The following is a 12,610-nucleotide window of genomic DNA, read 5'->3' on the forward strand; positions in this document are numbered from 1 at the left end:
GGCCGAATACCGGAAGGCATGGCACTTGGCCTGTACATACGGCTTTCTCAGCACCCACCCGCCCACGCAATGCGGCCTCGCCACCTTCAACTCCGCCCTGGCGGCCCACCTCACCAAGGGCGGCATGCGCGGCGGGACGGTCCGTGTCACCACCGAGGGCGACGACGAGCGCTCCATTCCCGGGGTGGTGCACACCTGGGGACCCGGCAGATCGGACGGCTGGCAGGCGGCGGCGTCCGCCCTCGATCGCTTCGACGTGGCCATCGTCCAGCACGAATACGGCATCTACCCGGGCCCGGACGGCCAGGACGTCCTGCCGCTGCTGCGCAGGCTGACCGTACCGAGCATCGTGATCCTGCACACCGTCCTGACGCGGCCGACCCCGAGGCAGCGGAGGTTGCTGGAGCAGATCGTCGAGGCGGCAGGCGCGGTCGTCACCATGACCGGCACCGCCCGCGACCGGCTGCTCGCCGGCTACCACGTCGACGGCGCCAAGGTGTCGGTCATCCCGCACGGGGCCGCCGACCACACGCGCGTCTCGGCTCAGCGCCGCCTCCGTCCCCACCTGCTCACCTGGGGGCTGATCGGCCCCGGCAAGGGCATCGAGTGGGCCCTGCGGGCGCTCGCCCTCCTTGGGGACCTCATTCCCACGCCCACGTACACCGTCGCGGGGAAGACCCATCCGAAGGTGCTGGAGCATCACGGGGAGGCCTACCGTAACCGCCTGCACCGGATCGGCACGAGGCTCGGCGTGTCCGCCTCCGTGCGCTACGACCCCGTATACCGTGACGAGGCCTCGCTGAGCCGGCTGATCCGGTCCGCGGACGTGGTCCTGCTGCCGTACGACTCCCCCGAGCAGGTCACCTCGGGCGTCCTGATCGAGGCCGTGGCCGCCGGCGTCCCGATCGTCGCCACGTCGTTCCCGCATGCCGTGGAACTGCTCACCGGCGGTCCCGGCCTGCTGGTACCCCATGAGGACCCCGCGGCGCTCGCCTCGGCCGTGCGCCGGATCCTCACCGAACCCGGCCTCGCGAAGGACCTGACCAAGGGCACGGCCGCCCTGGTCCCGGCCCTGCTGTGGCCCGCCGTGGCGGCACGCTACGACGAGCTCGCCCGGAGCCTGATCGGCGCACGGCCGTCGGCCGTGGCCGTGGCGATGCCGTGAGCCCCGCCGCTCCGGGATTCAGGCACCTGTTACGGCTGAGCGACGACACCGGGCTGTTCGAGCACGCCAGGCACGCCGTCGTCCGCCGCGAGCACGGCTACTGCACCGACGACGTGGCCCGCGGGCTCGTCGTCGCCAGCCGCGAACCCGCGCCCCCACCCGAGGTCATACGGCTCGCGGAGTGTTACCTGTCCTTTCTCACCCACGCGCAGGACGGCACCGGCGCCTTCCACAACCGGCTCGGCTACGACCGGCGCTGGGCCGACGAGCCCGGCGTCGGTGACTGGTGGGGACGCGCGATGTGGGGCCTCGGCACCGCGGCGGCCCGCGACTCCGCACCCTGGATCCGCGAGGAGGCGCTGCTCGCCTTCACGCTCGGCGCCGCGCGGCGGTCGCCGCACCCGCGTGCCATGGCGTTCGCCGGGCTCGGCGCGGCGGAGGTCCTGCGCGTGCGTCCGGACAGCACCCTGGCCGCCGACCTGCTCATGGACGCCGCCAAGTCGGTCGGCGCGCCCGCCGAGGATCCCGGCTGGCCGTGGCCGCAGCCTCGGCTCACCTATGCCAACGCCGCCCTCGCCGAGGTGGTCATCGCCGCCGGCGACCTCGGCGGCGACAGCTCGATGCTCGGCGCCGGCCTGCGCATGCTGGCCTGGCTGGACGACGTCCAGACCAGGGACGGACGGCTGTCGGTCGTCCCTGTCGCCGGCCGGCGGCAGCACGGCCCACGGCCCCGTCACGACCAGCAGCCCATCGAGGTCGCCGCGCTCGCGGACGCCTGCGCCACCGCGTCCGCCGTCACCGGCGACCCGCGCTGGCGGGCGGGTGTACGACGGGCGGCGGCGTGGTTCGAGGGCGCCAACGACCTCGGCGCGCCGATGTGGGACCCCGCGACCGGAGGCGGCTACGACGGGCTGACCGAGCACGGCCCCAACCTCAACCAAGGTGCGGAGTCCACCATCGCGCTCATCTCGACCATGCAGCACGCCGGGAACCTGTTATGACCGGCCGGGACCTGGCCGTGCGGCTCGGCCTGACCCTCTCCCCCGACCCGCGACGAGTGATCATCAAGCTGTTCGTGCCCGGTGAGGACGCGGCCGTGGCGCGTACGCGTGCCGCCGCCCTGATCGACCGCATCACCCTTCTCGATCCTCACGAGACCGGGGAGATGCTGCGGGAGACCCTGTGGCGGTTCGGCGACCGGCACCACGACCTGGAGGCGACCTTCCTCCACCACTACGACCTGGTCCGCTACAGGGTTCCCCGCCACGTGGACCTGCCCCCGGACGCCCGCCTCCTCGTCGGCGCCTACTTCAGCCACGAGTACGCCGTGGAGGCCGCCGCGCTGTGCAATCCCTCGATGGTGGCCCACCCGGACCAGTCGGGCGTGCTCCCCGGGCAGCTTCGCGTGGTGATCAGTATGCGGCAGATCGGCGAGGGGCACCTGTCGTCCATCGGCTTCGCCACGGCGCTGATCGGGCCCGGCACCGAGCTCACCGTCGCCGACCGCTCGGGGCCGCTGGCCGTGGGCCGGCGGCAGAGCACCCACCACCGGCGCGACCTGCTGGCTGCCGGGCTCGCCGACGAGGACTGGGACAACGAGGTCTCCGCGACCCTGCTGGGTTCGCTGCCCGAGCTCTTCGACGACGACGACTTCGAGCAGGCGGTGGCCAAGCTCCCCGCCGACCTGCTCACCCGCACCACCACGCACAGGACCGTGGAGGAACTGCGGCGCGCGACCGCCTCGGACTACGCCGTGGGCTTCCCCGACGACGTGCCCCTCGACCGGCGGGTGCTCTGGCCCGCCAACGCGGCGGAGAGCAACGGGATGGAGGACGCCCGCTTCGTGAGGGTCCCGGGAGAGGACGGCGAGCCCTGCTACCGGGCGACCTACACCGCCTATGACGGGCGGCACATCAGCTCCCGCATGCTCGCCAGCGACGACTTCGGGCGCTTCGAGGTCACGCCCCTGCGCGGCCCGGCGGCCGCCAACAAGGGGATGGCGCTGTTCCCCCGCCTGGTGGGCGGGCGCCGGCTCGCGCTGTGCCGCTCCGACGGCGAGACCATCGGCCTGACCTCGCTCGACCGGCACAACAGGTGGCAGCGGCCGGCACTGCTCCACGCTCCCGCCAACGGCTGGGAGCTGATCCAGGTCGGCAACTGCGGATCCCCCATGGAGACCGAGCTGGGCTGGCTCGTACTGACCCACGGTGTCGGCCCGATGCGCCGCTACGCCATCGGCGCGCTGCTGCTCGACCTCGACGAGCCGCACCGCGTGATCGCCACACTGCCGGGCACGCTCCTCACGCCCGATGAGACCGAGCGTGAGGGGTACGTGCCCAACGTCGTGTACTCCTGCGGAGGCCTGCTGCACGGGGGCGCGCTGTGGCTGCCGTACGGGGCGAGCGACGCCCGGATCGGGTTCGCCCACGTGGCCCTCGACACCCTCGCGGAGGCGATGGTCTCCGCCGGTTCGGGCTGACTACCAGGAAGCCGTGGGGTACCAGCCGTAGCCGAACATCGCGGGAAGCCGGACGTCCCAGTACAGGAAGGTGAACGTGCCAGCGACAATGAACGCCACCGCGGTCACGGTCGCCAGACGGGCGGGCCTGGCCGTCAGCCACCGTGCGAACCGGCCCCTGGCCACGAGCATGAGCAGGGCGAACAGCACCGCCATGACCACGACGTTGCCGAGGGACTGCAGGATGAACACGGCCGCGCCGTACAGAGGGTTGTGGGTCTGGGCGGCGTAGGTGAACAGCTTGTGGAACAGCGGGAATGGCCGGCCGATGAGGAATCCGCCGACCAGCGCGCCGAGGACCACCAGCCGGGCGTTCGGGAAGCGCTGTTCCAGCCGCGCCAGCGGGTCGGGCAGGAGCCGGAGCGCGGCCAGGCCGAGCCAGATGAACGCGAGCCCGATGAGCCCGAAGACCACGCTGGCCTGGATCAGCCGGACGGGCAGCCCGTCGCCCACGGTGGCGGTCGACAGCTGCGGAAGCCGTTCGCCGAAGAGGGCGCCGATCGCGCCGTACAGCCCGCTGACCACGATCATTCCGATCGCGAGCCTGCTGAGCGGACGCATCGTCTCGCGGAGGCGGCTCCGCCACGATTCGCCCTGCCGTACAAGCGGCACCACGGCGCCGAAGGCGGCGACGTTGCAGGCGGTGAACGTCCCGGCGAGGCCGGACACGAACGCGAAGACGGCTCCCGCCACGACACCCGTGATCGCGGTGCCCTTGGCGTCGTGACCGAGCAGCGTGTTGGCGACGTTGTCCCCGATGACGCTGTCCACGAAGTGGAACGACCACAGGGAAGCGGCGACCGCGCCGGCGAGGACGCTGAGGAGGACGAGGCGGGCTCGGCTGCTGGGTACGGAGGAGGGAAGGGGTTCGTGACGGTTCTCGGCGGCATCGGTAAGCGTCATGGCACATCCTCGCGAAAGCGTGAAATCGGGGGACATGTGCTGATAGGTGGCCACCTACGACACGACTCTGAGGCCGCGATCACACACCGTCAAGAGGCCGTCCGGGCCTTGGCGCGCCGGTAGGGGGCCTGTTCAGGCTCACCGCGCGGGCAACGGATCGGTGAGCCCACCGTCCAGGCGATCACGCGCGGGCAACGGATCGGTAAGCCCGCCGTCCAGGCGATCACGCGCGGCCGGCCAGTATGGTTGAGGAAGACGGTCGGCATCGGCGCTCCCGGCTGGAAGGGGGTGACGGACATGGAGTTACGCCAACTCCGTTACTTCGTCACCCTGGCCGAGGAGCTCCATTTCGGCAGGGCCGCGGCGCGCGAGCACATCGTGCAGTCCGCGCTGAGCCAGCAGGTGCAGCGTCTGGAGCGCGAGCTGGAGGTGCGGCTGCTGGACCGCAGCACCCACCACGTCGAGCTCACCGCCGCCGGGGCGGCGTTCCTGGTGGAGGCCCGCCAGATCCTCGACCACGTCGGCCGGGCCGCCCAGGCGGCCCGCACCGCCGCCGCGTCCGCGCCCACCCTGCGTGCGGGCATCATCGACGCCGGCTACGACTCGATGCCGCAGATCCTGCGCGCGGTCCAGCAACGCCATCCGGGGCTGACAATCCACCAGGTGGAGATCGGCACACCCGAGCAGTACCAGCAGCTGGCCGACGGCCGCCTGGACATCGGCATCGGCCGGGCGTCCCTGACGCCCCCCGGTGTGGCCTCCGAGCTGGTCCGGCTCGACCCGCTGGGCGTGCTGATCCCCGAAAGCCACCGCTTCGCCGGCCAGGAGGGCGTGCCCGTCGCCTCGCTCGCCGACGAGGCCCTGCTTCTCGGGGAGGACACCCGGACACCGGAGTTCAACCAGTTCGTCGTCGAGCTGTGCCGCTCGGTGGGGTTCGCGCCCACGGTCTACGAGGGCACCGTCGAGAGCAACCGCGCGGCGGCCGACCTTGTGCTCCAGGGACGGTGCGTCCTCTGCGTCCCTTCCTCCTCGCGCACCTCCAACCGGCCCGGTACGGTCTGGAAGCCGCTGACCGAACCGGCCGCGCACTATCCCTGGTCGCTCCTGTGGCGGTCCGGCGATCCGTCCGCCCACGTCACGGCGGTGATCGAGAGCGCCAGGCATCTGGCCGGCCGCCTCGGATGGCTGGCGACCGCCGACCTGCCCGCAGACTGACCTACCGGTCATCGGTTCTTGTGATGACCGCTTCTCGTATTGATCGTTTCCCCGGGCTCGGCAATCGGCTTCACTGGGGGCAGGGCCTGCGAGCCGTCGGCCGCGTCCACCTTTAGGAGGTCCTGATGGACCTGTCAACCCGCGTTCTGTCTGACCGGACGATCTGCCGAGTATCCGGAAAAGTCGACATCTTCACGACGTACGAGCTCCGCGAGTACCTGCTGACCGCCTTGGACCGGCCGGGACGCCGGCTTCTCGTCGACCTGTCCGGGGTCACCTTCATAGACTCCAGCGGGCTGGGCGTCCTGGTCTTCATCAGGCGCATGGCCATGCGCCGCGGCGGGACGCTGCTCCTGCTCGCTCCAGCGCAGCACCTGCGCCGGCTGCTGACGGCCAGTGGCCTGTCCGCCACCTTCGCCGTCAGCCCCCGTCTTCTGGACCCGCGTCAGGCGGAACCCGCGCTCGTGGCCCCATGAGGAGCGGCTGATCCGTCTCGCCTGGAGGGCACCGTGCGGATGCAGGCCCGGCGCACGGTCCCAGCCGGTGAGAACGAGCAGGCGGCGAACGTACGGGGGCGCGGAGAGCAACGTCAGGCCACGGCCGCCCTGGAGCCGGGAGGCGGCGGCGACCAAGGCGCGCAGTCCGCCGACGTCGATGAACCCCAAACCGCCGAGGTCGACGTACAAGGTGTCGCCGTCCCCTGTAGCCAACGCCAGCGCGTCAGCGAGGATGGGGAGGGTGGCGTAGTCGACGTCCCCTTCGATTCGCAGGCTCTGCCTGGCCCTGAGCCAGAAGATCCTCAGGCGTCCCTCGCCGAACTCGACGATCGGGTCGAAGCATTCCGTCCTGTCCATGCCCACTCCTACGGGCTCGCCGTACGGGGGGCCGCAGGGAGTCCATACGGCACGGAGACACGTTCTTTCATTTGAAACCTGCCTCGATGAACCGATCATCTCTCGGGGGGACCCATGGCGAAACAACCAACCTCAGCAGGGCTCATCTCCATTGCAGATGACCAAGCAGGGTCCGGACCCGTGGCCGGAGTACGCTGGGAGGGACGCCGACACTCAGCAGGGTCTATCTCGTTTGGACGGCGAATCATGGCGGACATCGAGCCCACGTGCGAGTTACATCTTCGAATGGCGGGACAGGCCCATGACCTGATGCTGCGCCTGCACGGTGTCCAGCCCACCGAGGACGACGTCGCGGCGTGGATGCAGGACGGTGCGGTGATCCGGCTCCAGGTCACGGAAACGGCCAATCGGCCGCCGCACACCATGTTGGTGAACTTCGGCGGTGTGGTCTTCGCCTGGCTCTGCCCCTACAAGCCCAGCGGAGGCGTCACTCTGTGAGGTCGGCGAAACGGCGAGCGGTTGACGCCTCGTGAAGGTCGCTCTGCTGGGGCCGGTCGCCTGGCGCACGCCCCCGCGCCACTACGGGCCCTGGGAGCAGATCACCAGCCTGCTCGCCGAGGGGCTGACCGCCCGGGGAGTCGACGTCACGCTGTTCGCCACGCTCGACTCGATCACCTCGGGGACGCTCGACGGGGTCTGCCCCCGCGGTTACGCCGACGACCCGACCCTGGACGGGCGGGTGTGGGAGGCGATGCACGTCGCCCACGCGCTGAGCCGGTCGGCCGAGTTCGATCTGGTGCACAACCACCTCGACTGGCTGCCGCTGGCCTTCGCGGGCCACTGCCGCGCTCCCCTGGTCACCACGGTGCACGGGTTCTCAGGAGCGGGCATCCTTCCCGCCTACGCCCATGCCCGGTCGAGCTACGTCTCCATCTCCGACTCCGACCGCGACCCCGCGCTTGACTACGTGGGCACGGTCTACCACGGCATCGACCTCGACTCCCTGCGCTTCAACCCCCGTGGAGGCGGGCGGTTGGTCGTCTTCGGCCGCATCCATCCCGACAAGGGCACCCACACGGCGATCGAGATCGCCCGGCGGGGCGGCATGCCGCTGACCATCTGCGGGATCATTCAGGACGAACGGTACTTCGACCAAGAGGTCGCCCCGCACATCGACGGCGACCAGGTCAGGTTCCTCGGCGCCGTCGGGCCGGAACAGCGGTCCGAGGTCCTCGGGGGCAGCGCGGCGCTGCTGCACCCCATCGCGTTCGACGAGCCCTTCGGCCTTTCCGTGGTCGAGTCGATGGCCTGTGGCACACCCGTCATCGCCTACCGGCGCGGGTCGATGTCCGAGGTCGTGGATCCGGGGGTGACGGGCTTCCTGGCGGACACCATCGAGGAGGCCGTCGCCGCCGTGTCCCGCATCCCCGAGATCGACCGGGCGGGCTGCCGCGCCCAGGCCGAGCGTCGATTCGGGGCGGACCGGATGGTGTCCGGCTATTTGAGCATTTATCGCGACATCGTGCGCCGAGCCTAGGGCTCGTCACCACCGGCGCCCGCATGGCCGGGAACCTCATGCGGCCGGTCCCGAAAGCGCGCCGCCGCGGACGCGGGCCGAAAGCGCTATCGCGCCCCCGTGGTGGACGAGAAGCGTAGCGATAACGAGCGGATAGCGACCCCTAATAGCTTCGTTTTCGCGAGCAGGAAAACGGCACGGACGTGGCCACCGGCCACAGGACGAGGGGTCAGCTGAAATGACGGAGTACATCAAGGCCACCGCCGCCCGGATCATCATCATCGCGATCATCACCGCCGGCGGCACCGCGGCGCTCAGCACCGCCGCGATGGCCGAGACCGCACCCGTCAACATCACCCCCGCGGCCACCTCCACGCTGGTCCCGGCCCCGGTGACGCTCCCGGTGTCCGTGCTCTACAGCAACACGCCCTGGGGCTGAGCCTCAGCGAAAAGTGGGGAAAGCGAGATGCGGCCGGAGCCCGGAGCTCCGGCCGTATCTGGCGTTTATGGGCGGTTGAATCATGTGCAAGGGATACTGAGGAAACCCGCGTGACACTCTTTAGGGCCCCCCTAGTGGCCGAAGCGTCCGGCATCCAGGCACCCCCTACCCGGCGAATGCGACCGCGGATTTTCACCGGCCGTTCGCGGATCATGAATTTCACGGTCAGACGAATGACCGGATCGGGCCACCGCCTTGACACCGGCCCATCCAGCGGCCTGTGCCGTCTCTTTCGTGAGAGGTTCCGTGGGTCGCTCGTGCGTCATGTGACAGGAACGATCTCCGCGGTCAGGAGGGTCCCCTGCTCGATGTGGAGCAGGCCGATGGTGCCGTGCGGCTGGCGGCGGCGATCGGTCGGCGAGCCCGGGTTGAAGATCCGGAGGCCGTCCTGGAAATGGTCGAGCGGGATGTGCGAGTGGCCGTACACCACCAGCTCGGCGTCCGGGAAGCGCCGCCGCATGCGCGCCCAGCGGCCCGCCGCCGCCCCGCTGTCGTGGATCATCGCCACCCTCAGCCCCGCGAGCTCCAGCTCCAGGGTCTCGGGAGCCACTACATCAGGACCGTCGTTGTTCCCCTTGGCCGCGTGGACCGGCGCGTACGCGGCCAGCTCGTCGAGCACACCGGCCGTGCAGATGTCCCCGGCGTGCAGGATCGCGTCGGCCTCGCGCAGGTGCTCGGCCACCCTGGGCGGGCACGCCTTCCACCGCCGCGGCGCGTGGGTGTCCGCCAGCACCACCACTCTCATGGTGTTCCCTTGCCCTCTCGCCGGCGGCGCACCCGCGCGGCCGGTGGCTGGCTACCTGAGGGTGGAGGAGATCACTTTGGGCTTGCCGGCGCCGAGGAAGAAGATGCCGGGGTAGCCACGCGTCTCGAATCCGGCGCTGGGGTTGTTCCGCAGGGTCGAGTGGTCGATGGTCAGGGTGCCCGTGCGGTCGTTGCTGACGAAGAAGACGGCCCCGCCGCCCTCCTTGGCCGAGTTGTTCTGGACGATCGAGCCCGCGATGCGCACCGAGAACCGGTTGCCGTCGGCGTAGACGGCTCCGCCGCTGCCGCCCCCCGCGGTGCCGCCGCGTGCGGAGTTGGCGCCCCGCCCGATCGCCCTGTTGTACGTCAGGACGCTGTTGAGCACGACCCAGGACACCCCGATGCCGCTCAGCGCGCCCCCGTTGGAGCACGTGCCGCCCTGGCCAGGGGCACCTCCGAAGGTGCTGCCGACGACGTGGACCGGCAGGTCGCGCGACTGGTCGAGCACCCGGATGGCCGCTCCTCCGAGGTCGGGGCCACTGGGGTCGCAGCGGTTGCGGACGAACTGCGAGTTGACCACGTTGACCCGGCCTCCGCGCACGAAGACGGCGCCGCCGCCTCCCCCGTCAGCCCGCTGCCCGGTGGCGTTGCCGTCGGCGAAGGTCAGGTTCTGCAGGGTGAGCCGGGGAGTGGCCTGGTCGTCGCAGTGCGACGTGGTCCACCCCTGGGCCTGGTCACAGGTGTTCATGTACAGGATGCGCCGCTTGCCGCCGCCGCTGAGCGTGACCTTGCCGCCGCCGTCGATGACGACCCGGGCACTGGCGTTGCGGATCTTCGCGGTGGCGTTCAGCGTGATGGTCACCGGGCTCGGACCGCAGGAGAAGGTGATGACGCCGCCCTTGGCCACCGCCGAGACCACCGCCTGCGACGTGCAGCTCGCCGGGGTGCCCTTGCCGACGACGCGTGTCGGGCGCGAGGTGTCGACCGCGCGCGCCTCGGCCGGCACGAAGGCGCGGCCGTTCGGGTTGCCGGGGGCGAATCCCGACGCCGCCGCCGACGTGCCGCTCGCGCTCCACGGCGCCACCGCGGAGGCGGGGCCGGCGGGAACGGTGATGCCGGACAGAACCAGTGTGGCCAGCGCAACGCCGGGGGAGAATCGCACGGGCCCGATGTTACTGCGCGAGGCTTCAGGGCCGGCAGGATACGGCGACGCGGTCCCAGGAGTTGTTGGCGTACCCCTTGGGGTTCCACAGGTGGCCGGCGTACTCCGGCTGGGTCGCGCCGGTGGTGTCCCAGGCCCGCGCGGTGATCGCGGCCTCGCCTTCGGGGAGGTCGACCGTGATGCGCCAGTGCTGCCAGGCCCAGGGGCCGTCGGGCGGGTCGAGGCCCGCCTGCAGCCAGGTGCGGCCCTCGTCGAGGGAGACGTCCATGCGGGCCACGGCACGGTCGTCGCCCGCGTACGCGTAGCCCGTGATCTCGACAGGACCGGGATGGAGCCGGTCGCCGTCGCCCGGGCGCAGGATGGCGCAGTTGAGAGCGACCGAGGCCAAGGAGATGCCGTCGCCGGGCTTGGCCCGGTCGGGGTCCGCCTCCGGGGGCAGGATGCGGTAGGCGACGGCCTGGAAGTAGTTGCAGGAGGGCTCGGCCTGGGCGGTGACACGCTGAAGCCATTTGACGCTGCGGGCCCCGATCCAGCCGGGCACGACGGCGCGGAGCGGGGCGCCGTGGGCCCGGGGCAGCGGCCGGCCGTTCATCGCCCACGCCAGGAGCACCTCTCCGGCGGTGGCCTTGGCGACGGTGATGGACCCGCCGTACGGCTCGGCCGGACCACTCTGCTCGGAGACGTCGGGGGCGGCGAAGGCGACGTGCGCGGCCTCGGGCCGCAGGCCGGCCGCGGCCAGCACCTCGGCCAGGCTCACGCCCGTCCAGCTCGCGGTGGAGGTGGCGCCAGGTCCCCACGGATCCTCACCGGGGATGTCCCGCACGGTGAGGAACCCGGCGCGGCGGTTGCCCGCGCACTGGAGGGTGGCCACCAGGGTCCGTTCGGGGAAGGACGCGCGCAGCTCGTCCAGGGACAGCGTCAGCGGCCGGTCGACCAGGCCGTCCACCGTGAGCCGCCAGGCGGCGGGGTCCAGGTCGGGGATGGAGCCGTGGTTGCGGGAGTAGAAGGTGTCGACGGGCGTGATGGCCTCGCCGGCCAGGGCGCTCGGCGGCGGCTCGGCGTTGTACGGCCGCACGGTGTGCACGACCATGTCATCCCTTTTGTGCCATATGCCCATATTGTTCCGGTTACCCGTGGGCCGGGGTCGCGACACCTCGCGATCTAGGAGTGCTCCTGGACGAGCTGCCGCTCGGCGTCCGAGAGGTAGGCGCCGAGGAGCCGCTCGGCGCCCAGGGCGTCCCCGGCTTCGATCAGCTGGAGGATGTCGCGGTTGCGCCCCAGGTAGGGCTCGTGGAAGGCGCGGGGGTTCTTCATCGCCAGGAAGCTGAGGCGCAGCTCGGCGAGGACCTGCCGCATCATCTCGTCGAGCCTGGCGCTGCCGGCCAGCTCGACGATGGCCTGATGGAAGAGCATGTTGGCGGTGCCGACGTCCTCCCAGCGCAGCTCGGCCGCCGCCCGCTCGGCGCCGTGGACCGCGTCGCGGAGTGCGGCGAGCGCCCGGCCGGAGGGAGCGGCCCCCTGGCGGATCGCGGCGCACTCGATGAGGCGGCGCAGGCGGTACAGGTCGACCACGTCATCGGCGGTGAGCCGGCGGACGAAAACGCCGCGGTTGAGCTCGTGGACCAGCAGTCGCTCGTGGGACAGCAGGCGGAACGCCTCCCGCAGGGTGTTGCGCGAGACGCCGAGGGCCGCGCCGATCGACTCCTCCGACAGGCGGGTGCCGGGCTCGAACATGCCCTCGATGATGCGCTGGCGCAGGATGGCCGCCACGCGCTCGGCCGTGCTGGTGCGCCCGAGCAGAACGCGATCTTGCTGGAGACGCTCGGCCGCCTGCACACCGCCCTCGGTCACAACCTGTTCAACCCCTTCGTCGCAGCGACAGAAAGAAATCTTAACATGAGGCTATTGTCAGATCGTTGAACGATCCTTATGTTGAAATTGGTGGCTCGACTGGGAGCCAAGAGACCATCGGGAGCACCGCCCGGCCCGCCGGAGACCCGTGCCCGGCAGCTGTCCTGAACCGGTTGGACGGGA

General features: G+C 71.0%; 13 protein-coding genes and 1 pseudogene. 8 read left to right on the forward strand and 6 right to left on the reverse strand.

All coding sequences use genetic code 11. The features are described 5' to 3' along the window. Nucleotides 1-25: 25 nt before the first annotated feature. The 3 genes from ACOZ38_RS42250 to ACOZ38_RS42260 are packed head-to-tail and all read left to right on the forward strand — an operon-like array spanning nt 26 to nt 3,644. Complete coding sequence (locus ACOZ38_RS42250; RefSeq protein WP_424536461.1) at nt 26-1,165, forward strand: glycosyltransferase; 1,140 nt, start codon at nt 26-28, stop codon at nt 1,163-1,165. Then, complete coding sequence (locus ACOZ38_RS42255; RefSeq protein WP_424536462.1) at nt 1,162-2,166, forward strand: glycosyltransferase; 1,005 nt, start codon at nt 1,162-1,164, stop codon at nt 2,164-2,166. The genes ACOZ38_RS42250 and ACOZ38_RS42255 overlap by 4 nt, the downstream gene beginning before the upstream one ends. Next, nucleotides 2,163-3,644 carry a glycoside hydrolase family 130 protein gene (locus ACOZ38_RS42260; RefSeq protein ID WP_424536463.1) on the forward strand — a complete coding sequence of 494 codons (1,482 nt, stop codon included), beginning with the start codon at nt 2,163-2,165 and terminating at the stop codon, nt 3,642-3,644. Before ACOZ38_RS42255 ends, ACOZ38_RS42260 begins: the two co-directional genes overlap by 4 nt. Here ACOZ38_RS42260 and ACOZ38_RS42265 read toward each other — a convergent pair whose 3' ends face one another. Next, complete coding sequence (locus tag ACOZ38_RS42265; RefSeq protein ID WP_405142090.1) at nt 3,645-4,586, reverse strand: sulfite exporter TauE/SafE family protein; 942 nt, start codon at nt 4,584-4,586, stop codon at nt 3,645-3,647. It abuts the gene before it with no gap. Nucleotides 4,587-4,883: 297 nt separating this feature from the next. On the opposite strand from ACOZ38_RS42265, the gene ACOZ38_RS42270 reads away from it, so the two are divergent. Together ACOZ38_RS42270 and ACOZ38_RS42275 are read left to right on the forward strand one after the other, a co-directional pair. Beyond that, entirely contained in the window at nt 4,884-5,801 is a 918-nt protein-coding gene (locus tag ACOZ38_RS42270; protein WP_424536464.1) for a LysR family transcriptional regulator, read from the forward strand. Nucleotides 5,802-5,926: 125 nt separating this feature from the next. Then, nucleotides 5,927-6,277 (forward strand): STAS domain-containing protein, encoded by a 351-nt coding sequence (locus tag ACOZ38_RS42275; RefSeq protein WP_424536465.1) that lies wholly within the window; start codon nt 5,927-5,929, stop codon nt 6,275-6,277. Nucleotides 6,278-6,337: 60 nt separating this feature from the next. Here ACOZ38_RS42275 and ACOZ38_RS42280 read toward each other — a convergent pair. Beyond that, nucleotides 6,338-6,754 (reverse strand): annotated as a pseudogene (locus ACOZ38_RS42280) (STAS domain-containing protein); the annotation flags it as partial. A gap of 147 nt (nt 6,755-6,901) precedes the next feature. Here ACOZ38_RS42280 and ACOZ38_RS42285 point away from each other — a divergent pair. The 3 genes from ACOZ38_RS42285 (at nt 6,902) to ACOZ38_RS42295 (ending at nt 8,610) form a co-directional block, all read left to right on the forward strand. Continuing rightward, nucleotides 6,902-7,153, forward strand: a complete 252-nt coding sequence (locus ACOZ38_RS42285) for a hypothetical protein (RefSeq protein ID WP_424536466.1) — start codon at nt 6,902-6,904, stop codon at nt 7,151-7,153. Between the two features lie 31 nt (nt 7,154-7,184). Then, nucleotides 7,185-8,192 carry a glycosyltransferase family 4 protein gene (locus ACOZ38_RS42290; protein ID WP_424536467.1) on the forward strand — a complete coding sequence of 336 codons (1,008 nt, stop codon included), beginning with the start codon at nt 7,185-7,187 and terminating at the stop codon, nt 8,190-8,192. A 217-nt stretch (nt 8,193-8,409) separates the two neighbouring features. Further along, nucleotides 8,410-8,610, forward strand: a complete 201-nt coding sequence (locus ACOZ38_RS42295) for a hypothetical protein (protein ID WP_424536468.1) — start codon at nt 8,410-8,412, stop codon at nt 8,608-8,610. Between the two features lie 322 nt (nt 8,611-8,932). Here the strand turns inward: ACOZ38_RS42295 and ACOZ38_RS42300 are convergent, their stop codons facing one another. From ACOZ38_RS42300 to ACOZ38_RS42315, 4 genes are all read right to left on the reverse strand, one after another. Next, nucleotides 8,933-9,415 (reverse strand): metallophosphoesterase family protein, encoded by a 483-nt coding sequence (locus ACOZ38_RS42300; RefSeq protein WP_424536469.1) that lies wholly within the window; start codon nt 9,413-9,415, stop codon nt 8,933-8,935. 51 nt (nt 9,416-9,466) lie between these two features. Beyond that, complete coding sequence (locus ACOZ38_RS42305; protein ID WP_424536470.1) at nt 9,467-10,576, reverse strand: hypothetical protein; 1,110 nt, start codon at nt 10,574-10,576, stop codon at nt 9,467-9,469. Nucleotides 10,577-10,601: 25 nt separating this feature from the next. Beyond that, the gene (locus tag ACOZ38_RS42310; RefSeq protein WP_424536471.1) at nt 10,602-11,666 is read right to left on the reverse strand and encodes a sulfite oxidase; all 1,065 of its coding nucleotides are present in this window, start codon (nt 11,664-11,666) and stop codon (nt 10,602-10,604) included. Between the two features lie 71 nt (nt 11,667-11,737). After that, complete coding sequence (locus ACOZ38_RS42315) at nt 11,738-12,427, reverse strand: GntR family transcriptional regulator (RefSeq protein ID WP_424536472.1); 690 nt, start codon at nt 12,425-12,427, stop codon at nt 11,738-11,740. Nucleotides 12,428-12,610 lie beyond the last annotated feature (183 nt).

The organism is Sphaerisporangium viridialbum, assembly GCF_049674955.1.
Taxonomy (GTDB): Bacteria; Actinomycetota; Actinomycetes; order Streptosporangiales; family Streptosporangiaceae; genus Sphaerisporangium; species Sphaerisporangium viridialbum.